The sequence below is a fragment of the Mesorhizobium sp. M0047 genome (genome assembly GCF_040323315.1).
Classification (GTDB): Bacteria; Pseudomonadota; Alphaproteobacteria; order Rhizobiales; family Rhizobiaceae; genus Mesorhizobium.
In genome coordinates, this window is record NZ_JAMYUW010000011.1 from 1 (window position 1) to 20,414 (window position 20,414).

The 20,414-nt window shown below is 62.2% G+C and carries 21 protein-coding genes; 12 read left to right on the plus strand and 9 right to left on the minus strand.

Features of this window, described 5'->3' with window-relative positions:
- The first annotated feature begins 431 nt into the window (after window positions 1-431).
- From NKJ89_RS12680 to NKJ89_RS12690, 3 genes are read left to right on the plus strand one after another with little or no spacing between them, the layout of a single operon-like run.
- Complete coding sequence (locus tag NKJ89_RS12680; RefSeq protein ID WP_502904126.1) at window positions 432-917, plus strand: endonuclease domain-containing protein; 486 nt, start codon at window positions 432-434, stop codon at window positions 915-917.
- Complete coding sequence (locus NKJ89_RS12685; RefSeq protein ID WP_352602780.1) at window positions 914-3,484, plus strand: GcvT family protein; 2,571 nt, start codon at window positions 914-916, stop codon at window positions 3,482-3,484. The genes NKJ89_RS12680 and NKJ89_RS12685 overlap by 4 nt, the downstream gene beginning before the upstream one ends.
- A gap of 9 nt (window positions 3,485-3,493) precedes the next feature.
- A complete protein-coding gene (locus tag NKJ89_RS12690) occupies window positions 3,494-4,849 on the plus strand; it encodes a M24 family metallopeptidase (protein WP_352602782.1) in 1,356 nt (451 codons plus the stop codon).
- Here the strand turns inward: NKJ89_RS12690 and NKJ89_RS12695 are convergent.
- Window positions 4,814-5,641 carry a phosphate/phosphite/phosphonate ABC transporter substrate-binding protein gene (locus tag NKJ89_RS12695; protein WP_352602784.1) on the minus strand — a complete coding sequence of 276 codons (828 nt, stop codon included), beginning with the start codon at window positions 5,639-5,641 and terminating at the stop codon, window positions 4,814-4,816. The genes NKJ89_RS12690 and NKJ89_RS12695 overlap by 36 nt on opposite strands.
- Window positions 5,642-5,722: 81 nt before the next feature.
- Complete coding sequence (locus tag NKJ89_RS12700; RefSeq protein WP_352602786.1) at window positions 5,723-6,733, minus strand: fatty acid desaturase; 1,011 nt, start codon at window positions 6,731-6,733, stop codon at window positions 5,723-5,725.
- A 229-nt stretch (window positions 6,734-6,962) separates the two neighbouring features.
- On the opposite strand from NKJ89_RS12700, the gene NKJ89_RS12705 reads away from it, so the two are divergent.
- On the plus strand, window positions 6,963-7,820 hold the full coding sequence (locus tag NKJ89_RS12705) for a helix-turn-helix domain-containing protein (RefSeq protein WP_352602788.1): 858 nt from the start codon (window positions 6,963-6,965) through the stop codon (window positions 7,818-7,820).
- Between the two features lie 117 nt (window positions 7,821-7,937).
- On the plus strand, window positions 7,938-8,960 hold the full coding sequence (gene bmt, locus NKJ89_RS12710; RefSeq protein ID WP_352602790.1) for a betaine--homocysteine S-methyltransferase: 1,023 nt from the start codon (window positions 7,938-7,940) through the stop codon (window positions 8,958-8,960).
- 13 nt (window positions 8,961-8,973) lie between these two features.
- On the opposite strand, the gene NKJ89_RS12715 is transcribed toward bmt, so the two are convergent.
- The 3 genes from NKJ89_RS12715 to NKJ89_RS12725 form a co-directional block, all read right to left on the minus strand.
- Window positions 8,974-9,243 (minus strand): hypothetical protein, encoded by a 270-nt coding sequence (locus tag NKJ89_RS12715; protein ID WP_352602792.1) that lies wholly within the window; start codon window positions 9,241-9,243, stop codon window positions 8,974-8,976.
- Window positions 9,244-9,456: 213 nt separating this feature from the next.
- Complete coding sequence (locus tag NKJ89_RS12720) at window positions 9,457-11,643, minus strand: vWA domain-containing protein (RefSeq protein ID WP_352602794.1); 2,187 nt, start codon at window positions 11,641-11,643, stop codon at window positions 9,457-9,459.
- Between the two features lie 2 nt (window positions 11,644-11,645).
- Entirely contained in the window at window positions 11,646-12,206 is a 561-nt protein-coding gene (locus NKJ89_RS12725) for an RNA polymerase sigma factor (RefSeq protein WP_352602796.1), read from the minus strand.
- Between the two features lie 152 nt (window positions 12,207-12,358).
- Here NKJ89_RS12725 and NKJ89_RS12730 point away from each other — a divergent pair, with 152 nt between their 5' ends.
- From NKJ89_RS12730 to NKJ89_RS12755, 6 genes are read left to right on the plus strand one after another with little or no spacing between them, the layout of a single operon-like run.
- Complete coding sequence (locus NKJ89_RS12730; RefSeq protein ID WP_023757734.1) at window positions 12,359-12,682, plus strand: ArsR/SmtB family transcription factor; 324 nt, start codon at window positions 12,359-12,361, stop codon at window positions 12,680-12,682.
- On the plus strand, window positions 12,679-13,089 hold the full coding sequence (locus tag NKJ89_RS12735; protein WP_352602798.1) for an SRPBCC family protein: 411 nt from the start codon (window positions 12,679-12,681) through the stop codon (window positions 13,087-13,089). Before NKJ89_RS12730 ends, NKJ89_RS12735 begins: the two co-directional genes overlap by 4 nt.
- Before the next feature lie 54 nt (window positions 13,090-13,143).
- Window positions 13,144-13,359 (plus strand): hypothetical protein, encoded by a 216-nt coding sequence (locus NKJ89_RS12740; RefSeq protein WP_023757736.1) that lies wholly within the window; start codon window positions 13,144-13,146, stop codon window positions 13,357-13,359.
- A 10-nt stretch (window positions 13,360-13,369) separates the two neighbouring features.
- On the plus strand, window positions 13,370-13,843 hold the full coding sequence (locus NKJ89_RS12745; RefSeq protein WP_352602800.1) for a DUF1801 domain-containing protein: 474 nt from the start codon (window positions 13,370-13,372) through the stop codon (window positions 13,841-13,843).
- The gene (locus NKJ89_RS12750; RefSeq protein WP_023757738.1) at window positions 13,840-14,232 is read left to right on the plus strand and encodes a VOC family protein; all 393 of its coding nucleotides are present in this window, start codon (window positions 13,840-13,842) and stop codon (window positions 14,230-14,232) included. Before NKJ89_RS12745 ends, NKJ89_RS12750 begins: the two co-directional genes overlap by 4 nt.
- Before the next feature lie 41 nt (window positions 14,233-14,273).
- Complete coding sequence (locus NKJ89_RS12755) at window positions 14,274-14,681, plus strand: DUF1801 domain-containing protein (RefSeq protein WP_352602802.1); 408 nt, start codon at window positions 14,274-14,276, stop codon at window positions 14,679-14,681.
- A gap of 36 nt (window positions 14,682-14,717) precedes the next feature.
- On the opposite strand, the gene NKJ89_RS12760 is transcribed toward NKJ89_RS12755, so the two are convergent.
- From NKJ89_RS12760 to NKJ89_RS12775, 4 genes are all read right to left on the minus strand, one after another.
- Window positions 14,718-15,896 (minus strand): BaiN/RdsA family NAD(P)/FAD-dependent oxidoreductase, encoded by a 1,179-nt coding sequence (locus tag NKJ89_RS12760; RefSeq protein ID WP_352602804.1) that lies wholly within the window; start codon window positions 15,894-15,896, stop codon window positions 14,718-14,720.
- Window positions 15,897-16,202: 306 nt separating this feature from the next.
- Window positions 16,203-16,940: a dienelactone hydrolase family protein gene (locus tag NKJ89_RS12765; RefSeq protein ID WP_352602806.1), complete on the minus strand. Its 738-nt coding sequence runs from the start codon at window positions 16,938-16,940 to the stop codon at window positions 16,203-16,205.
- A gap of 107 nt (window positions 16,941-17,047) precedes the next feature.
- Window positions 17,048-17,737: a 4Fe-4S dicluster domain-containing protein gene (locus NKJ89_RS12770; protein ID WP_352602808.1), complete on the minus strand. Its 690-nt coding sequence runs from the start codon at window positions 17,735-17,737 to the stop codon at window positions 17,048-17,050.
- 89 nt (window positions 17,738-17,826) lie between these two features.
- Complete coding sequence (locus tag NKJ89_RS12775) at window positions 17,827-19,401, minus strand: trimethylamine methyltransferase family protein (protein ID WP_352602810.1); 1,575 nt, start codon at window positions 19,399-19,401, stop codon at window positions 17,827-17,829.
- 275 nt (window positions 19,402-19,676) lie between these two features.
- On the opposite strand from NKJ89_RS12775, the gene NKJ89_RS12780 reads away from it, so the two are divergent.
- Entirely contained in the window at window positions 19,677-20,375 is a 699-nt protein-coding gene (locus NKJ89_RS12780) for a cobalamin B12-binding domain-containing protein (RefSeq protein ID WP_352485599.1), read from the plus strand.
- Window positions 20,376-20,414 lie beyond the last annotated feature (39 nt).

A 20,414-nucleotide genomic window follows, 5' to 3' on the forward strand; every position in this document is an offset into this window, starting at 1 on the left:
CCCACGCGCGTGGCGGTGGGGGGCGCCCCTCCCTTTTTTTTTTGGGTTGTTTTTTTTATAAACTGTCGACCCCCACCCCGTCTAGCTGCGCTCGACACCTCTCCCCCGATCGACGGGGGAGAGGAAGGGCGTGAGCTTATGCACGCTGGCGTCTTTCCTCTCCCTCCGGAGGGGGGAGAGGTGGCGCCGCGAAGCGGCGACGGAGCGGGGGAAGCCGTTCATGAAACGCGCAGTCGCCGAAAAAAAGGCACAACCCAGCGAGCACGCTATCTCCGGCAAGCAGGCAACCAGGCGGAAGCATTGCTTTGATGACCGGTCGACCCCCACTGCGTGTAGCGGCGCTCGACACCTCTCCCCCGATCGACGGGGGAGAGGAAAGGCGCGAGCTTATACAGGCTGGCTCCCTTCCTCTCCCTCCGGAGGGGGGAGAGGTGGCGCCGCGAAGCGGCGACGGAGTGGGGGAAGCCCGCCCCGCAACCCGCAGCCGCCGCAAAACGGGCACCACCCAGCGAGCCAGAAAACTCAGGCAAGGTGACAACCACGCCGAAGCGCTGCTTTGGCTTGAGTTAAAAGCCCGCAAGCTTGGCGGTTACAAGTTCACGCGACAGCACTCCATCGAACCATACTACGCGGACTTCTGTTGCCGCGAAAAATGGCTCGTCGTCGAGATTGACGGCTCACAACACGCCGGCAGTTCATATGACCGCCGCCGCGACGATTTCATGCGCGCCCAAGGCTATTCGATCCTTCGTCTTTGGAGCCATGACGTCCTGAAGCACCGTACTTCCATCTGTGAAACCATCCTTGCCGCGCTTGCTGGCAGGCTGACCGAAAACATCGCTGTCTCCGACCTCCGCTTTGTTTTCACGCCGCTCTCACTCGATTCAACCCCTTCAAAAACGGACCTATCTAGATGAAATCTCACGTAAAAGCGGTTGTGATCGGCGGCGGCGTCGTCGGCTGCTCGGTTCTCTACCATCTGGCCAAGGCCGGCTGGACCGATATCATGCTGATCGAGCGCTCGGAGCTTACCTCCGGCTCGTCCTGGCACGCGGCCGGCGGTTTCCATACGCTGAACGGCGATCCCAATGTCGCCAAGCTGCAGGCCTATACGGTGCAGCTCTACAAGGAGATCGAGGAAATATCCGGCCAGTCCTGCTCGCTGCATCTGACCGGCGGCGTGATGCTGGCCGATACGCCCGAACGCATGGACTTCCTGCGCCTTGCCCACGCCAAGGGCCGCTATCTCGGCATGGACACCGAACTGATCACCCCGTCCGAAGCCAAGGCGATGTTCCCGCTGATGGACGAGACCAATTTCGTCGGAGCCATGTGGGATCCGGTCGAAGGCCATCTCGATCCGTCCGGCACGACGATCGCCTATTCCAAGGCGGCCAAGAAGCTCGGCGCCGAGATCGTGCTGCGCAACCGCGTCGTCGAACTGACGCAGGAGGTCGACGGCACCTGGAACGTCGTCACCGAACAGGGCACGGTGAAAGCCGAGCATGTCGTCAACTGCGGCGGTTTGTGGGCGCGCGAGATCGGCCGCATGGTCGGCGTCGAACTGCCGGTGCTGGCCATGGAGCACATGTATCTCTTGACCGAGCCGATGCCGGAGGTCGAGGAATTCAACAAGTCGACCGGCCGCGAGATGATCGGCGTGCTCGATTTCAAGGGCGAGATCTACACGCGCCAGGAACGCAACGGCATCCTGCTCGGCACGTATGAGAAGGCCTGCAAGCCGTGGTCGCCGGTCAACACGCCGTGGGATTTCGGCCACGAATTGCTGCCGCCCGACCTCGACCGCATCGCGCCGTCGCTGGAAATCGGCTTCAAGCATTTCCCCGGCATCGAGAAGGCCGGCATCAAGCAGATCATCAACGGCCCCTTCACCTTCGCGCTCGACGGCAACCCGCTGGTCGGCCCAGTGCAGGGCCTGACCAATTTCTGGTGTGCCTGCGCCGTCATGGCCGGTTTCAGCCAGGGGGGCGGCGTCGGCTTGGCGCTGTCGAACTGGATGGTTCATGGCGATCCCGGCTTCGACGTATGGGGCATGGATGTCACGCGCTTCGGCGAATGGGCCGGCTTGCGCTACACCAACGCCAAGGTGCGCGAAAACTATTCGCGCCGCTTCTCCATCCGCTTCCCCAATGAGGAACTGCCGGCCGCACGCCCGGCGCAGACAACGCCGCTCTACGACACCATGCTGGCCAACAACGCCGTCATGGGTGACTCCTGGGGTCTCGAGACACCGCTCTGGTTCGCACCGAAAGGCGAGGAGCCCAGGGATATCGTCTCCTTCCATCGCTCCAACGATTTTGGGCCGATCGGCGAGGAAGTGCGCGCCACGCGTGAGCGTGTCGGCGTCACCGAGATCGCCAACTTCGCCAAATACGAAGTGTCGGGACCGGCGGCGGAGGACTTCCTCAACCGGCTGATGACCAACCGCATGCCGAAGACCGGCCGCATCGTGCTGTCGCCGATGCTCAACGAATTCGGCAAGCTGATCGGCGACTTCACCATCGCCAAGGCGGCTGAAGACCGCTTCATGATCTGGGGCTCGTCGGCGGCGCAGAAATACCACATGCGTTGGTTCGAGAAGCATTTGCCGAAGGACAGGTCGGTGCGTATCCACCGCTTCGACCAGACGCTGGTCGGCCTGTCGATCGCCGGACCGAAATCGCGGGATTTGCTACAGAAGCTGGTCGATGTCGACATCTCGACCAAATCCTTCCGCTTCATGGATTTCCGCGAGATGGCGGTCGGCGGCGCGCCGTGCCTGGTCAACCGCATCACCTACACCGGCGATCTCGGCTATGAGATCTGGATGGCGCCGGCCTACCAACGCCTCGTCTATCATCAGATCAAGGATGCCGGCGAGGAATTCGGCCTCGTCGATTTCGGCATGCGGGCTCTGCTGTCGATGCGTCTTGAGAAGAACTTCCCGACCTGGTTCCGCGAGCTGCGGCCGATCTACGGTCCGTTCGAAGGCGCGATGGACCGCTTCATCACGCTGGAGAAAAACAATTTCATCGGCCGCGAGGCTGCGGCCAAGGAACAGGCCGAAGGGCCAAAACTGCGCCGCGTCTCCTTCATCGTCGATGCCGCCGATGCCGACGTCATGGGCGACGAGCCGATCTGGGCGAAGGTCAGCAAGGACTACGGCACGGTTGAAAAGCCGCATGGTTATGGCGCGCCGCGCTTCGACACGGGCGGCAAGGAGATACGCGGCTCCAAGGCGGCCGAAGGCGCTTCGGCCGTGCGCGGCATCGTCGACGGCGACTGGCGCGTGGTCGGCTGGGTCACCTCAGGCGGCTATGCTCATTATGTCCAAAAGTCGATGGCGCAGGGCTATGTACCGGCGGCTCTTGCCGAGGACGAAAGTGCCGGACTGTTCGAGATCGAGATCCTCGGGCACCGACGTCCGGCCCGCATCAATGTCGAGGCGCCCTTCGATCCGAGCGGCGAGAAGATGCGGACCTGAGGTTCGATCATGGACAGCACGGGGCCAAAGGGCAGCTTTGGCCGGCATCGCAAGATCATGCCGTTCGAGCCCGGCTCGATCGAGGCTTTGCGCGACGCCTCGCGCCAGAAGGCGGCGGCGCTCAACCAGCATGTGCTGGGCTATGGCGCGCAGGCGGAGGCTGAATGGGCCGCGGCAGGCATTGCAGCTCCCGATCTGCCTGCGATGCGTCAATACCGGCTGGAGCGTATCCGCGCCGAGCTGAAACGCCGCGGCTATGCCGGCGCCCTGCTCTACGACCCCGTCAACATCCGCTACGCCACCGACAGCACCAACATGCAGCCATGGGTGGCGCACAATCCGACGCGGCATTGCTTCGTTGCCACCGACGGACCGGTGGTGCTGTTCGACTATTTCTCCTGCGAACACCTCTCCGACCATTCCGGCATCGTCGACGAGGTTCGCCCCGCTGTGTCGTGGATATACCTCTATAGCGGCGAGCTTACGGAGCAGAAGGTCCGCCGCTGGGCCGCCGGCATCGCCGATCTGGTTCGCGAACATGGCTGCGGCAACAGCCGCATCGCAGTCGACCACATCAATCCTGAAGGCGTCGAGGAACTGGCGCGCCTTGGCGTCTCTATCGGCAATGGTGAAGCGGTGATGGAGAATGCGCGGCTGATCAAGTCGCCGGACGAAATCCTCGCCATGCGCCGCGCCATCGTCGCCTGCGAGGCGGCGATGGGCGAGATGGAGCAGGCTTTGAAGCCCGGTATTTCTGAAAACGAGCTATGGGCCGAACTGCATCGCGGCAACATCGCCCGCGGTGGCGAATGGATCGAGACGCGGCTGCTGACGTCAGGCCCGCGCACCAATCCGTGGTTCCAGGAATGCTCGTCACGCAAGATTGTATCAGGCGATCTCGTCGCCTTCGACACCGACCTGATCGGTCCCTACGGCTTTTGCGCTGATCTATCGCGCACATGGCTGTGCGGCGATGCAAAGCCGTCCGACGAGCAGCGCGAGCTGTTTCGCATCGCCGCCGGCCAGATCGCGCACAACATAGCGCTGATGCAGCCCGGCATGTCATTCCGTGACCTCGTCGAGAGCTCGGCGGTGCCGCCGGGAGACTGCTTCCCGACGCGCTATGGCGTGCTTTATCACGGCGTCGGCCTGGCCGATGAATACCCGACCTTGCCGCATACCAGCGACTGGACTGCCGATACGCCGGACGGCGTGCTGGAACCGGGAATGGTGCTGTGTGTGGAAAGCTATATCGGCAGGCTTGGCGGGCACGAAGGCGTCAAGATCGAGGAGCAGATCCTCGTCACCGAGACCGGCAACGAGCAGCTCTCAACCTACCCGCTTGACGAGCGGCTGCTCGGTTAGGCCGACAAGAGCTTCGCGCAGCGCGGTCACCGTCTTTTCCGGTGTCGTTGCGGCGGTGATGTAAGGCAGGCCCTTGCGCCGTCCCGTCCAACCAACGACCCTTACTTTCCGAGCTGCCGGCTCGAAGCGCTGCGCCAGCACCCAGCTCTCGCAGTCGATGGCCGCGACATCGGCCTTGCCCTCTGCAATTGCGACGATCGAGGAACGGTGCCCGCCGCTTTTGCTGCGCGAGGCAAAGAGGTCAAGGCTCTCGCCCATCGCCTCCAGGTCGCGCGTCAGTCCGATCAGGCCGGACATGGAATCGAGATTGTTGAAGGTGAAGCGCTTGCCCCGGATGCGATCGAGCGGGATCAGCGGGCCGCCGTCAGCTGGCGAGGCAACCGATGGCGCGCCATCCGCCAGCATGACGATGGCGCTGGAGTAGAGCTCGCCCTGCCCGCCTTCATAGCCGTCGTAGCTCGGCTGGCCGATCACCTGCACATGCCTGGACAGGCCAAGCTCCATCGGCCCCCAGCAGGTCTGCGCGAACAGCAGCGCCGGGTGCAGCCACAGTCTGTGAAAATCGAGTTCGTCCGGCGGCAATGTCGCCGGGTCGGACGCGATCAGTGCTCCCTGGGCATCGTGAATCCCGCCCGGCATCGGCGGCAGGTCACCATTGCGGCGCACGATGGTTTCCGGCGCGTCGATGGCCTTTTGCCGGAATGCATCGCGCAATCCCGCCCATTGAGCGTCGATCTGGGCGCGCACTTCAGGCCAATCATACATCGGCAACGCCGCAACCAATTCACTCATGACCGAATCTGACCACTATGTCTGGACTGAAGGGAACCGATCCCAGCCAGTCAATCAGGCAGCACCTGCCTGCCGCAAAACTCATTCCTTGGGCGGCTCGGCGGGAACCGGCGCGCTGCCAAGCCCGCTGATGCTGCGCGCCCTTACGCGCGGCTTGAACGCCCTGCCGGGCTCCGCTTGGCGCCGCAGCACCGGGTGCACGACCGGCTCCTTCGCCTTGAAGGCATAGGCCTTGATCAGCGCGAAATAGTTTGGATAGGCATAGCCATTGTTCATCCGCAGCCACTCGTCGCGACGGTCGCGAAACAGCTTTGGAAGCTGGTACCAGGCTACTGTCGGGCTCTTGTGGTGGATGAAATGCAGATTGTTGTTGAGGAACAGGAACGACAGCGGCGAGCGCTCGACGATCACCGTGCGGCCCTCCGGGTGTTCCGACCATTGATGCTCGGCAAACGTACGGATCGAAATCAGCGACTGGCCGAGCCATACCGGCACGAGAATGTAAAGCCACAGCGGAATGCCGAAGCCGAACTGGACGATCGGCACCACGATGGCAAGCCCGATCGCGTGCAGCAGCCAAGCTCTGCGGATCGCCTTGTCGCCGGCGATCATCTGCTTGGCGTCGTCGATGAAAAAACCGATGCATGACAGCCAGGGGCCGAGCACCAGACGGCCGGTCATGGTGTTGTTGATCCTGAGGAGAAACTTCATCGTCGGCGGCAGCGCTTCATGCTGCCACAGCGCCTGATAATAGCTTTCCGGATCGTCCAACGGGTCAGTCAGCCGCTCGTCGGCGTGGTGGCGCAGATGTATGGTCTTGAAGCGTCGGAATGGCCAGACCAGGCCGATCGGCAGGAAGACGAAGGCTTCGTTGACCCGCGCGTTGCGCGTCGGATGACCGTGCAGCACTTCGTGCATGATCGAGGATTGCAGTGCGGCGGTGAAGGCCAGGACGGCGAGCGCGAGGATGGGGTACGATGGCCAGAGCAGGAAACCAGCGGCTAGCCATGTTGCGTAACAGAAGAAAGCGAGAGCCACTGTCGGCCATTCGATAGCCGGTATGCTGTGTCGCCTGATGCTCTTGCCCGTCATCCTATCGACCACTGCCCCTCAGTCGCCGGAACCCCAACTGGTTCCTGACAGCATTGTGTCAGGAGAAATGATTCGACTCAACGCGACAAAGTGCACAAGCTGTTGCGATTGCGCATTTTTGACTGCATGTGTTACACATTGTAAACAAGATTGGGGATTCATTTACGCCTAGGGAGCGCTCGAAGACGCTTCGGCGCAAATTTTTCCTCAATCGGACCGGAGCACCGATATGGACAAGCGTGATCTGTCGACCATCTTTCGCGAACGCCTGAAAATGCTCTTGACACGCTCCGACCTCAATCAGTCGGCTTTCGCGACGGCGGTCGGCATCGATCGCTCGGCGCTCTCGCAGCTGCTGTCGGGCGCCTCGACCCGCCTGCCACGCGCCGAGACGCTGCTCAACATCGCCGCCGAGTTCAAGGTGTCGCTCGACTGGCTTCTCGGCCTCAGCCAGGACGAGGGCCTCACCGGCGAAATCCGCGAGAGCCTCGAGATCGAGGAGGCACCCGATGGATTCGATCGCACGCTGCTGGCCAAATGGCATGCCGAGGCCGCCGGCACCAAGATCCGCTACGTGCCAGCCGGCATTCCCGATCTCCTGCGCACCGAGGCGCTGGTCGAGTACGAAGCGGGCATCACCAACAAGAGCCGCCTGGCGCAGGCCGGCGAAACGCAATACCGCATCGACTACAACAGGCGGCCGGAAACCGACATGGAAGTCTGCATGCCGCGCCATACGCTGGAGATATTCGCACGCGGGCTGGGCGTCTGGGATCGTTTCCCGGAAGCAGACCGGCGCGCTCAGCTGCTGCACATGGCGACGCTGCTCGACGACCTCTATCCGACCTTCCGGCTGTTTCTCTATGACGGGCGGATGCGCTATTCGATCCCCTACACCATCTTCGGGCCCTATCGTGCCGCCATTTATGTCGGCGACATGTATCTGGTGCTCAACGCCACGCAGCCGATCCAGACGCTGATCCAGCATTTCGACAATCTGATCCGCGCCGCCGACATCAACGCGCACGAGGCGGCAGGCTTTGCGCACAGACTGGCCGGCATGTCGTTCCCATCAGGCACTGTCTGAGCCTCGGGATTATGATTCCATGGGCGGACTGGATCCTGCCGTCACTGCTATTTCATTGACTGCACATAAAGACTTCTTTATATCCTTATTCGAATTCGAAACATGAGAGCCAATCCGATGACGACCACCAACCCGATCGATGCGCTGTTGGCTGAAAAGGGTGTGCTGCTCGCCGATGGCGCCACCGGCACCAATCTGTTCGCCATGGGGCTCGAGGCCGGCGAGGCGCCCGAACTGCTGAACGAGACGGCGCCCGACACCATCACAAGCCTGCACCAGAATTTCGTCGATGCCGGCGCCGACATCATCCTGACCAACTCCTTCGGCGGCACTCGTCATCGCTTGAAGCTGCACCATGCGCAGGACCGCGCGTATGCGCTGAACAAGCGCGCGGCCGAGCTCGCGCGCGCTGTCGCCGACAAGGCCGGTCGCAAGGTGATCGTAGCCGGCTCGGTCGGCCCGACCGGCGAATTGCTGGTGCCGCTTGGTGCCATGACCTATGACGAGGCGGTCGACGCCTTCGCCGAGCAGATCGAGGGCCTCAAGGCCGGTGGCGCCGAAGTTGCCTGGATCGAGACGATGTCGGCTCCCGACGAGATCCGCGCCGCCGCCGAAGCTGCCATACGCGTCGGCCTGCCCTACACCTACACCGGGTCCTTCGACACCGCCGGCCGCACCATGATGGGCCTGCTGCCAAAGGATATCCACGGCGTCACCGACGGCTTGTCGGAAGCGCCGCTCGGCGTTGGTGCCAATTGCGGCGTCGGCGCATCCGACATCCTGGCCTCGCTGCTCGACATGACCGAGGCGAAGCCGGAGGCGACGGTCATCGTCAAGGGCAATTGTGGTATTCCTGAATTCCGCGGCACCGAAATCCATTATTCCGGCACGCCCGAACTGATGGCCGATTATGTCAGGCTCGCCGTCGATGGCGGCGCCAAAATCATAGGCGGCTGCTGCGGCACCTCGTTCCAGCACCTTGCCGCGATGCGCAAGGCGCTCGACGCCCACACCAAGGCGGATCGTCCGACGGTTACCGCAATCGTCGAGCGCATCGGTCCGATGCGTAACAAGGTGGCGACGGAAAACACCGCCGAGACCAGCGAAGCCCGCCGCGAGCGCCGCCGCAGCCGCGCCTGATCCTGTGGGTCTTTTACTCGCTGTTGTCGGCGTAGCTCGACTGCGCCGACTTGAAATCGACCAAACTGTCGCTGCGCATCGTCATCAGCGCGCCGGATGAAGTCGGATCGGTGATCTGCTCCAGCATGATGCGGAAGCGGTCGTTGTTCAGCGCCGACATGGCGGTGTGGCGCGCCTGCGCGACATCGTCGCCGATGCGCCTGGATTCGGATGACGGGGCAGATGGAACCGCCGAGGCGTCCTGTGTCGGCGGTATCGAGTTGGCGATAGTCCTGATCTGCAATTCCGGCTCCTCAAGCCCCGTAGACCTATCCCGTTTAGCAAGGTGGACGTTGCGATCCGGTACCGGAAATGCTGCGCAATTTAACGACCCGGGAAACTTCCCAAAAAAAGAGGCCGGCAAGGGAATGAACCCCTCACCGGCCTGCCTCACCCGCCCGTTGGTCGGTTCCCCTGTCGGAACGATCCCGTCTGAAGAAACCGGCCGTTATCACCACTACCGGTTACCGCCCAGCGCCGAGGCAAGGCGCACAAGCGAGAGGAACTCGGACCTGTACCCAAACGGGTCGGCTCCTCGAGCGGCAGTGGCGATCTCCATGATCTTGTCGTAACCGAACTTCGCGGTCGCATCCTCGTCGCGCAGCTTCTGGCCGAAGGCGGCAACGGCGACGGAGAAGCGCTGGTCGGTGCTGGCCTGGTCGAAGGACGAAATCTCGTTGGCCGAGGTCACCGGCGTGGTGATCAGCTTCGAGACGTCTTCATTGGGCAGCTTGTAGCGTATCTTGACGAAGGCATATTCGTCCGCATTGGCAACGCCGCCATTGTCCACTGACGCCTGGCCATAGCGCAGCGGATCGATCTGCTCGCCACCGCTGCCTTTCGGCGTGATCTCGTAGATCGCGGTGACGGAATGGCCCGAACCGATATCGCCGGCATCGACGCGGTCATTGTTGAAATCCTCGCGGTTCAACGCCCGGGTCTCATAGCCGATCAGGCGATATTCCGAGACCTTGTTCGGGTTGAACTCGACCTGGATCTTCACATCCTTGGCGATGGTGAACAGCGTCGAGGAGGCATCCTCGACCAGCACTTTCTCGGCCTCGGCCAGTGTGTCGATATAGGCGGCGGTGCCGTTGCCGTTCTGGGCGATGGTCTGCATCATCTGGTCGTTCAGATTGCCGCGGCCGAAACCGAACACCGACAGGAAGACACCGGTCTTGCGCTCGCTCTCGATCCGCCGCTTCAGATCATCGTCGTCGCTCTGGCCGACATTGAAGTCGCCGTCGGTGGCCAACATCACCCGGTTGACGCCATCCTTGACGAAGGATTTTTGCGCCAGCCTGTAAGCTTCCTTGATGCCCGCCTCGCCGGCGGTGCTACCACCGGGCGTCAAATTGTCGATGGCACTGAGTATCTTGTCCTTTTCGGACGCCTTGGTCGGCTCCAGGACTGTGCCCGCATCACCGGCATAGGTGACGATTGAGATGGTGTCGTCGGCCTTCAGCTTGCTGACCAGCAGCCGGAAAGCCGACTTGAGCAGCGGCAGCTTGTCCGGCTCGTCCATCGAGCCCGAGACATCGATCAGGAAGACCAGATTGGCCTTCGGCTGCTCGGTCGGCTTGACGTCAAACCCCTTGATGGCGACATGCATCAGCCTGGTGTGTGTGTTCCACGGCGTCGGCATCACGCTGACGGTCGCGTTGAACGGCGTCGACGCTGACTCCGGTCCCTTCCAGTCATACGGGAAGTAGTTGATCATCTCCTCGACGCGCACCGTATCGGCCTGCGGCAGGGTGCCCTGCTTCAGCGAGCTGCGCACGAAGGAATAGGAGGCTGTGTCGACGTCGATCGAGAAGGTAGAGACCGGATCCTCGAGCGCGGCATGCACCGGATTGGTCTTGAAATCCTCGATGCGGTCGCGGTTCTCTTCCTGTGGCGCCAGCTGGTCGGCCGGCATGGTGGCGGGTTGCTGCGGCGCCACCAGCTTGGATTCGGCCTGGATACGGGCGGCACGCGACGTGCCATCGGCCTTTGGAGATGGCATAAGGCCCGTCACCACTCTGCCAGACGGCGCGGCTCGGCTATCCAGTGCGAACTCGCCCGTCGGGGCTGGCGCCGGAGGTGCAATGTTCATCTTTCCAGCGTTAGCGGCGTCCTGGCGGGGAGCGCCCGTCGCCGATTCCTGCTGTGTCGCACCGCCGGTAACGGTCGATTCGGATTTCGGCGGCGAAGCCGGCGCCACAAGCGCATCGGTCGCGTCGCGGCTTTCCACATCGGCGTCGGTCTTCTTGTCTTTCTCCAACTCGGTGCGAGCCGGCTTCGGCTCGGCCAACGGCTTCACGATCGCCGGTTTGTCGGCCAGTGTCTCGCTGATCTTCTCGTCGCCGCCGAATTTAGGCGGCTGTTCCCTCAGCAGATGGAAGGTGGCGTATCCGGCGATCGGCAGGGCGACGAGCCCTGCAAGGGCCGGCGTGGCAATGAGTTTCTTTTGCATGATCTCGCTCCAGAGCTTTTGTGCTCGCTCTGTGAGACGAAGCCCGCCAACCGATCCTTGGGTGACGGCAGAAATATTTTCCTGATCGTATGCGCGCAGGGCGGCTTCAAAGGCCCGAGCCTTTGCGCTCTCGCCCGGCGCCGGCGCCGCGATATCGCGCAGTCTGTTGAGTTCGTTGTCGTCGACCATGGTCACACTTCCCCGGCCGAGTGCATCAGCGTCTTCAGCCGTTTCTTCGCTTCATGGATGTGCCAGGAAACCGTCGTCTCCGAGATCGCCATCGCCTCGGCGGCGGCCGCGTGGCTCAACCCTTCGCCATAGACCAGCAGCACCGCGTCGCGTTGCTTGTCCGGCAGCCGCCTGACCGCCGCCCACAACGCCTCGGCCGGGTCTTCCGGTTCGACCGAAGCCGCGCCCGAGATCAGCGCGTGAACGCCATAGGCCTCTGTCTTGGCCATGTCGCGCGCGGTCTTTCGCATCATGTCGCGCGCGGCGTTCATCGTCACGGAATAGAGCCATGTCGTGAAGGCGCCGCCGCCGCGATAATCGCGGATCGCCTTGCCCAACCGCACGCAGACTTCCTGGGCGATGTCTTCGGCGTCCGCCTTCCTGCCGCACCAGCGATAGGCGGCGCGATAGACGAAGTCATAGTGCCTTTCCAGCAATGTGCCGAAGGCCCCCCTATCTCCGCCCTGCGCCCGCCCGATCAGTTCGGCGTCGGAGGCTTCGCTTTCATCCAGCATCATCGCCATCATTTGCCTGTTGGACGAAGGCTAATGGCGATTCCTTTGGGCAATGGAAAGATTTTTTGGAAACAGCCGGATCGTGACCATCAACGCCCGCTTGACACATCCATATCTCGGCGGTTATACGTTAAATCAATAGCTGGTGAGTTATCAATCCAATGACGAACGCTCACGATGTCCTCTTCAGAACGCTCTCCGATCCGACGCGTCGGGCGATCTTCGAGCGCCTGTGCCGCGAGGGTGAACAGACGGTGGGGGCGTTGACGGCTCAATCCGGCGTGTCACAGCCGGCGGTGTCGAAGCATCTCGGTCTGCTCAGGCAGGCCGGGCTGGTGCGCGATCGCCATGAGGGACGGCAGACCCATTATAGCGCCCAGCTCGCAGCGCTTTCCCCACTGACCGATTGGACGAACCAGATGAACGCGTTCTGGCAGAGCCGGTTCGATGACCTCGAAAATTTGCTCAAAAGAATGGACCAATGACCAACACTGCAACCGAAACGCGCTCCGTCGTCGTCGAACGCGAGATACCTTATCCGGCGGAAAAGATCTGGCGCGCGCTCACCCAACCGCATCTGATCGAGGAGTGGCTGATGAAGAACAACTTCAAGCCAGTCGTGGACCACCGTTTCAATCTCAGCGCGGACTGGGGCGGCGTCACCTGTCAGGTCCAGACGGTCGAGCCGAACAAAACGCTGTCCTACACTTGGGACACCAAGGATCTCGAGAGCGTGGTCACCTGGACGCTTACCGCTACGAGCAACGGGACCCATCTGCGCATGGAGCAGACGGGCTTCCGGTCGGATCAGCAGCCTTACTTCCGCGGCGCCACGGTAGGCTGGCAAAGGTTCCTTACTGCCCTGGAGGATGTGCTGGCGCGGCTGGATTGAAACCGCCGGCAAGTGGATCGCTGGTCCGCTTCGGCTCGTCTGACGGAGGTCTCATTGGACTGGAACAAATGGATCCGGCAAATTCATCGCTGGCTGTCGATCATCTTTACGCTGACTGTCATCGCCAACTTCGTCACCATGGCATTCGGGCAGCCTCCCGCTTGGGTGGTCTATTCACCACTGTTGCCACTCTTCCTGCTGCTGTTCAGCGGTCTGTACATGTTCGTGCTGCCCTATGCCGCCAACCGCGCGCAGCATGCGGGCGGATAGGAGTGGCAGAATGGCCAAGACGCCGGGACAATCGACCAAGGCCAGCGCCGCACCGGTCCTGCTGTCGGGCGGCAACCCGCAGATAGCCAAAGGCGACGGCGACACCCCGGTGCAGGCATACATCGCCGCAATGCCGGGCTGGAAGCGCGGCCTAGGCGAGCGCCTCGACGCACTCATCCAGCGCAACGTGCCTGACGTGCGCAAGGCCGTGCGATGGAACTCGCCATTCTACGGCATCGAGGGCCAGGGCTGGTTCGTGTCGTTCCATGTCTTCACCCATTACGTGAAGGTGACCTTCTTCAGCGGCATGTCGTTGCAGCCGATCCCGCCCGGCGGCACGGCAAAGAGCAAGGATGTGCGCTGGATCGACATCCGCGAAGACCAGTTCGACGAGGCGCGGATGGCGGACTGGGTGAAACAAGCCGCGGCCCTGCCCGGCTGGATCCCGCAGCGACCGAATACGACAGAGGAGAAAGAGCGATGAAGATCAAGCTGACCAGCGTCTACGTGGACAACCAGGAAAATGCACTGCGCTTCTATACCGACGTGCTCGGCTTTATCAAGAAAGCCGATTTCAGCAATGGGCCCTATCGCTGGCTGACCGTTGCATCTGCCGAAGAACCCGACGGGACCGAGCTGCAGCTCGCGCTCAATGACAACCCGGCCGCCAAGGCCTATCAGGAAGCCATCTTCAAACAGAGCCAGCCCGCGGTTATGTTCTTCACCGACGACGTCAAGGGCGACCATGAGCGCATCAAGGCGAAGGGCGCAGCATTCACGATGGCGCCGACCGAGGTCACGGGTTCAACGATCGCCCAGCTGAACGACGGCTGTGGTAACCTCGTTCAGATCACCCAGCTGGCGCGCTGGTAAGGCGGCAATTGAAAACGCGTCAAAGCGCAGGAAGGCACACAATGAGCCCATCCGAACAGATCGACCAGCTGATCGCCGGCCTCACTGACTGGCGCGGCGAGACGCTCGCCGGCATCCGCAAGACCATCCTTGCAGCCAACCCGGACATCGTCGAGGAGTGGAAGTGGATGGGGAGCCCCGTATGGTGCCTCGACGGGAACATCTTGGTCGGCAACGCGCACGAGGATAAGGTGAAGCTCACCTTTTCCCATGGCGCCAGCCTGCCCGATCCAGACAAGCTGTTCAACAACGGTTTTGGCGGCAAGGTGTGGCGGGCAATCGACATCTTTGAGGGCGATAAGCTCGATGAGGATGCCCTGAAAGAGCTCGTCCGTGCCACCATCGACTACAACCAGGCCAAAAAGAAGACGAAGGCGCCGGTGGCTACTGGCGCGAAGCCACAGAAGTAAAACTACCAAGCCCGTCGTGGATCGGCGCTTTCGACCCTAAGCTGCCTGCCCCGCCACCCAGCCAGACGACCATGCCCACTGGAAATTATAGCCACCCAGCCAGCCCGTGACATCGACGACTTCGCCGATGAAGAACAGGCCCGGCACGGATTTCGCCTGCATCGTCCTCTGGTCGAGTCCGTTGGTGTCGACCCCGCCCAGCGTCACTTCGGCGGTGCGGTAGCCTTCTGAACCGGCCGGCTTGATGCGCCATTCATTGGCCGCGGCGGCGACGGTTTTGATCTGGGCGTCAGAAAGATCGGCGAGGTTACCGTCGAGCCCGGTTCGCTCAGCGATCGACTGCGCAAGCCGCTTCGGCAGATGATTTGCCAGCACTGTCTGCACCGCTTGCCGTCCATTGCCGCGCTTGGCGGCGCGAATGAGGTCCGCCACATCGACTCCCGGCAGCATGGCGATACGGATTTCATCGCCCTCGCGCCAATAGGACGAGATCTGCAGGATGGACGGTCCGCTGACGCCGCGATGCGTGAACAGCATCGCTTCAGCGAACCGCGTGCTGCCGCAGGCGACTTCCGCGTCGACGGCGTTGCCAGCCAGGGGCGCCAACCGCTCGAGCGTGTTGGCGTCGAAGGTCAGCGGTACCAGCGCCGGCCGCGTTTCGACAACAGCAAGGCCAAACCGTTCCGCAAGCTCATAGCCGAAACCGGTCGCCCCCATCTTGGGGATCGACTTGCCGCCACAGGCCACAACAACGGACTGGCAAGTGACCGTGCCCGTGGAGAGGGCGAGCATAAACCCCTCGGCGGTTTTGCGGACATCCTCAACCTTGGTCGACAGTGCCAGCTCCACGCCCCTGCCCTGCATTTCCGAGACCAGCATGTCGATGATCTGGCGTGCGGAGCCGTCGCAGAACAACTGCCCAAGCGTCTTCTCGTGATAGGCGACGCGGTGGCGTTCGACGAGGGCGATGAAGTCGCGCTGCGTGTAGCGGCTGAGCGCCGAAATGCAAAAATGTGGATTGCCCGAGAGAAAATTCTTCGGGCTGGCATGGATGTTGGTGAAATTGCACCGGCCGCCGCCGGAAATGCGGATCTTTTCACCAGGCATTGCCGCGTGATCGAGGATCAGCACCGAACGGCCGCGCTTGGCCGTCTCCACGGCGCACATCATTCCGGCGGCACCGGCGCCGATGATCACGACATCAAAGGATTGCATCAGCTATTCGTTCCCGCTCGACCCGCTCACATGGGGTAGCGCCATTTGTGCTGCCTGATACAGCGAACGAGACGGGCAGCCAACAGGCAAGAACAGCCGCGGAAGAGCAGAGCTAGTAGGCGCTGCCTGGGTACGGCGGCGGCAAGGTGAAAATCATCTGCCGCCGCCGCTCGTTCTTCGTCCCATCGGTCGTGCGGTCGTAATCGCATGGCGCGCAGTGCGATCTGTGCGATCAATGGAATAGGCCACGTCGCAATGACGGTGCGCGCAGATAGTCATCTTCTGACCTGGCAGTGAATCCCGACATTAGACGAGCGTCTCGGCGAAGAACTCCGTCAATCGCTTCCAGTGGTGCTCCGCACCTGCGGCATTGAAAGCGCTATGGTCGGGCACACACCAGCCATGCGCCACGCCGACGTAGTTCTCGATGAGGTAGTCGACGTCCGCCACCCTGAGCGCCTCGGCCAGTCGTGCCGACTGTTCCGGCGGGAAACTTCTGTCGGTACCCGACATGCCGACATAGACCCGCGCCTTGATAGAGGCTGCCTTGCGATGCGGGCTGTCGGCGGCATCGCTGGCCAGATTGCCGCCATGGAAGCTCGCCGCTGGCCTTATCCTGTCTAGATAGGTCGCGGCGGCATTCAGTGCCCGGCCGCCACCCATGCAATAGCCAACGGTGCCGATGCGTCCAGTGACGCCTTCAGCAGCCAGAGCGTCGAGGAATGCAGCGCTGTCGCGGATGGTCATCTCCTGCGTCGTACCGGTGACCAGCGCCGTCAGCGCTGCCTTGGTGTTTTCCTCGACGAAGGCGGTCTTGGCGTCGAACGGCCCGTAAGGCGCATTTCGGTAGAACAGGTCCGGCACCAGCACCGCATAACCTTCATTTGCCAGCCGCTCGGCCATGCTGTCGAGCGCCCGCCGCGGACCGAAAGCGTCCTGATAAAGAATGACGCCGGCCTTGGTCGAAGATGCCGTTGCCGAACGGAAAAGCCCTGCCTTGGCAACGCCATCCCTGGTCTCGATGTGAAGGTGTTGTTTCGTCATCGCCCGCCTCCGTTCGGTTGTCGTGCGATACATATCCGGCCAATCCGATACGGCAAGACGCTCTCCGAACCTGACAGTCAACATATCGTGCAGGATTGCGTGTCGGTTTACAGCCCCGCGAATGCCGCCATGTGGAAGACCTTGACCTCCGGGGGATAGCGATAGGCCGTGCCATAGGGACAGGCGTTGCGATCGAGGCAGCCGCCGCCACGGCACGGTTCGCCGTCCGCCCCTCGTACATGCGCCAGGCAGGCCTGATAGGTGAATCCTTGCGGGGAATAAGCATCGACCGGGCAGGACTTCAGGCAGGGTTTTTCGATACAGGTATCGCAAAGGTGGGGCGCTGCCTCGGCGGCCCGAACCGGAAGCTCGTCCTCGAACAGCAGCGCGCCGCGATAGGCGTGCCAGAGCCCGTATTGCGGATGCATGAGGATACCGAGCGGTGAAGGCTTCAGCCCCTCCGCTCGCATCGCCCATTGCTGGAACGGCAGGTAAGGCTTGTCGGAAGGCGAAACGGCGCGCGCCCCGAATGTCTTCGCCACGGCACCGATCACTTCGCGCGACCAGCTGTCGAGCGGATTGGCGATTTTCTGCGGCTGCTGTTCGCGCCAACGCATGAAATGCGGCCAGGGAGCGGCACCCGCCTGCCCCACCAGCAGAATGGCTCTGGCCGGCGCGCCCGATGATCCCGTTGGCGAGGCTTCGCCAGGCGCAAAATTGAAACCGCCGCGAAGAACGAGGCCGTTGGCGAGAAACGCCCCAGCGATGCTGTCAACGCTGCAGGCAGGCGTAGTCATTCCTTTTTGACCGGATCGGAGAAAGCGCTCCGCCAGACTTCCTTGTGGATGATGTTGGCGACTTTAGCCCCGCCTGACTCGGGCTCCTTTCAAGTGAAGGCGTCGGGCATCGATCCCTTCTTCTTGGCTATGAAGTCTTTCAAGGCTTCGTCGATGCTCGGATCGAGATGCGGCGCCTCGTAGCTCTCCAGCCAGCGGCGGGCAAGCTCGTTGGCGCGCTGCGGTGCGGTCTTCTCGCCTTCGGCCAGCCACTGCTCATAGGAATTGTTGTCGGCGATATTGGAGCGGTAGAAGGCGGTCTGGAAATTGGCCTGGGTGTGGTCGCAGCCGAGATAGTGGCTGCCTGGCCCGACCTGGCGGATCGCATCCATCGCCTGGCCGTTTTCCGAAAGATCGATGCCCTCGGAGAATTTCTGCGTCATCCCGAGCTGGTCGATGTCCATCATGAATTTTTCGTAGCAGGAGGCGAGCCCGCCCTCGAGCCAGCCGGCAGAGTGCAGCACGAAATTGGTGCCGGCCAGGATGGTTGAGTTCAGCGTGTTGGCGCTTTCATAGGCTGCCTGAGCATCCGGAACCTTCGACGCGCAGAGCGAGCCGCCGGTGCGGAACGGCAGGCCGAGACGGCGCGCCAGCTGTGCCGCACCATAGGAAACCAGCGACGGCTCCGGCGTGCCGAAAGTCGGTGCGCCCGACTGCATCGAGATGGATGACGCGAAGGTGCCGAACAGCACCGGCGCGCCCGGCCGGATCAGCTGCGTGAACGATGCACCGGCCAGCACCTCGGCCAGAACCTGCGTCAGCGTGCCGGCCACCGTCACCGGGCTCATCGCGCCCGCAAGGATGAACGGGGTGACGATGCAGGCCTGGTTGTGGCGCGCATAGACTTTCAGCGCGCCGAGCATGGTCTCGTCGAACACCATCGGCGAGTTGGCGTTGATCAGGCTGGTCAGCACCGTGTTGTTCTCAACGAAATCGTCGCCGAACACGATCTTGGCCATGGCGACGGTGTCTTCGGCGCGCTCCGGCGCGGTCACCGAACCCATGAATGGCTTGTCGGAATATTTGATGTGGCTGTAGATCATGTCGAGATGGCGTTTGTTGACCGGCACGTCGACCGGCTCGCACACAGTGCCGCCCGAATGGTGGATCGACGGCGCCATATAGGCGAGCTTCACGAAATTCCGGAAATCCTCGATCGTCGCGTAACGCCTGACACCATCGAGGTCACGCACGAAGGGCGGACCGTAGACCGGCGCGAAGACCGTGGCATTGCCGCCGATCTGCACCGAGCGCTCGGAATTGCGGGCGTGCTGGGTGTAGACGGACGGTGCGGTCTTGAGCAGCGAACGGCAAAGCCCTTTCGGAAAGTGCACGCGCTCGCCCTTGACGTCGGCGCCCGCCTCTTTCCAGAGCTGCAGCGCTTCGGCGTCATCGCGGAAGATGATGCCGATCTCCTCGAGCACCGTGTCGGTGTTCTTCTCGATCAGCGCCAGGCCTTCCTCGTCCAGCACCTCGTAGATGTTGATCTTGCGCTTGATGTAGGTGAGCTGGGTGCCGGGGCCACCGCCCGAACGTGCTGCGCGCCGGGCAGCAGCACCGCCGCTAGCGCCGCGCCCGCGTCGCGCGTTTGACGCTTCCTGATCGACTGCCGCGTGTTCGCTCATGGTCGTTCTTCCCTGAATTTGTTCTTGTCTGGAATCCGTAGCGACTGCCTCTCGCCGCTTCCTGCCAGATCGTAGCCATGCACCCTATTCGAAACGGCCCGCCAGCGCCAACGCCTGTCGCAAAATCGACAAGAATTGCAAGAGATTTGCGGTCGCTTTCCTTTTGCGGGAAGTCGCAAATCAGCTATGGATACATGCCCCTAGCGGGTTAGGAATGACCGTGAATATTTGGTGCCTTGCGACGCAGTCGCGATGCCGGCAGGAGTTCGATACAAATGTCCGACGACGAGATCATCCTTTCCGAACTTTCCGACGACGAGTTGGTGCAGCAGATGCACGACGATCTCTATGACGGGCTGAAGGAAGAGATTGAGGAAGGCACCAACATCCTGCTCGAGCGCGGCTGGGCGCCCTATAAGGTGCTCACCGAAGCGCTGGTCGAAGGCATGCGCATCGTCGGCGAGGATTTTCGCGACGGCATCCTGTTCGTTCCCGAAGTGCTGCTGTCGGCCAATGCGATGAAGGCCGGTATGTTCATCCTGCGTCCGCTGCTCGCCGCCACTGGTGCGCCGAAGCAGGGCAAGATGGTGATCGGGACCGTCAAGGGCGACATCCATGACATTGGCAAGAACCTTGTCGGCATGATGATGGAGGGCGCCGGCTTCGACGTCATCGACCTCGGCATCAACAATGCGGTCGAGAAATATCTCGATGCGATCGAGAAGCACCAGCCAGACATCATCGGCATGTCGGCACTGCTGACCACGACCATGCCCTACATGAAGGTCGTCATCGACACGATGAAGGAAAAGGGCATCCGCGACGACTATGTCGTGCTGGTCGGTGGCGCCCCGCTGAACGAGGAATTCGGCAAGGCCGTCGGCGCCGATGCCTACTGCCGCGACGCGGCGGTGGCGGTCGAGACCGCCAAGGATTACATGAAGCGCAAGCACAATGTTCGCGCTTCGGCCTGAGCCGGCCCCGAAATGCTCCATGAAAGAAGCCGCGCCTTG

What these genes read in the sequence shown, in the direction of transcription:
- NKJ89_RS12735 (WP_352602798.1), top strand. Translation starts at nt 12,679, where the DNA reads ATGACCAACACTGCAACCGAAACGCGCTCCGTCGTCGTCGAACGCGAG.
- NKJ89_RS12750 (WP_023757738.1), top strand. Translation starts at nt 13,840, where the DNA reads ATGAAGATCAAGCTGACCAGCGTCTACGTGGACAACCAGGAAAATGCA.
- NKJ89_RS12775 (WP_352602810.1), bottom strand. Translation starts at nt 19,401, where the DNA reads ATGAGCGAACACGCGGCAGTCGATCAGGAAGCGTCAAACGCGCGACGC.
- NKJ89_RS12765 (WP_352602806.1), bottom strand. Translation starts at nt 16,940, where the DNA reads ATGACGAAACAACACCTTCACATCGAGACCAGGGATGGCGTTGCCAAG.
- NKJ89_RS12755 (WP_352602802.1), top strand. Translation starts at nt 14,274, where the DNA reads ATGAGCCCATCCGAACAGATCGACCAGCTGATCGCCGGCCTCACTGAC.
- NKJ89_RS12705 (WP_352602788.1), top strand. Translation starts at nt 6,963, where the DNA reads ATGGACAAGCGTGATCTGTCGACCATCTTTCGCGAACGCCTGAAAATG.
- NKJ89_RS12690 (WP_352602782.1), top strand. Translation starts at nt 3,494, where the DNA reads ATGGACAGCACGGGGCCAAAGGGCAGCTTTGGCCGGCATCGCAAGATC.
- NKJ89_RS12770 (WP_352602808.1), bottom strand. Translation starts at nt 17,737, where the DNA reads ATGACTACGCCTGCCTGCAGCGTTGACAGCATCGCTGGGGCGTTTCTC.
- NKJ89_RS12730 (WP_023757734.1), top strand. Translation starts at nt 12,359, where the DNA reads ATGACGAACGCTCACGATGTCCTCTTCAGAACGCTCTCCGATCCGACG.
- NKJ89_RS12720 (WP_352602794.1), bottom strand. Translation starts at nt 11,643, where the DNA reads ATGGTCGACGACAACGAACTCAACAGACTGCGCGATATCGCGGCGCCG.
- NKJ89_RS12685 (WP_352602780.1), top strand. Translation starts at nt 914, where the DNA reads ATGAAATCTCACGTAAAAGCGGTTGTGATCGGCGGCGGCGTCGTCGGC.
- NKJ89_RS12725 (WP_352602796.1), bottom strand. Translation starts at nt 12,206, where the DNA reads ATGGCGATGATGCTGGATGAAAGCGAAGCCTCCGACGCCGAACTGATC.
- NKJ89_RS12760 (WP_352602804.1), bottom strand. Translation starts at nt 15,896, where the DNA reads ATGCAATCCTTTGATGTCGTGATCATCGGCGCCGGTGCCGCCGGAATG.
- NKJ89_RS12700 (WP_352602786.1), bottom strand. Translation starts at nt 6,733, where the DNA reads ATGACGGGCAAGAGCATCAGGCGACACAGCATACCGGCTATCGAATGG.
- bmt (WP_352602790.1), top strand. Translation starts at nt 7,938, where the DNA reads ATGACGACCACCAACCCGATCGATGCGCTGTTGGCTGAAAAGGGTGTG.
- NKJ89_RS12780 (WP_352485599.1), top strand. Translation starts at nt 19,677, where the DNA reads ATGTCCGACGACGAGATCATCCTTTCCGAACTTTCCGACGACGAGTTG.
- NKJ89_RS12745 (WP_352602800.1), top strand. Translation starts at nt 13,370, where the DNA reads ATGGCCAAGACGCCGGGACAATCGACCAAGGCCAGCGCCGCACCGGTC.
- NKJ89_RS12695 (WP_352602784.1), bottom strand. Translation starts at nt 5,641, where the DNA reads ATGAGTGAATTGGTTGCGGCGTTGCCGATGTATGATTGGCCTGAAGTG.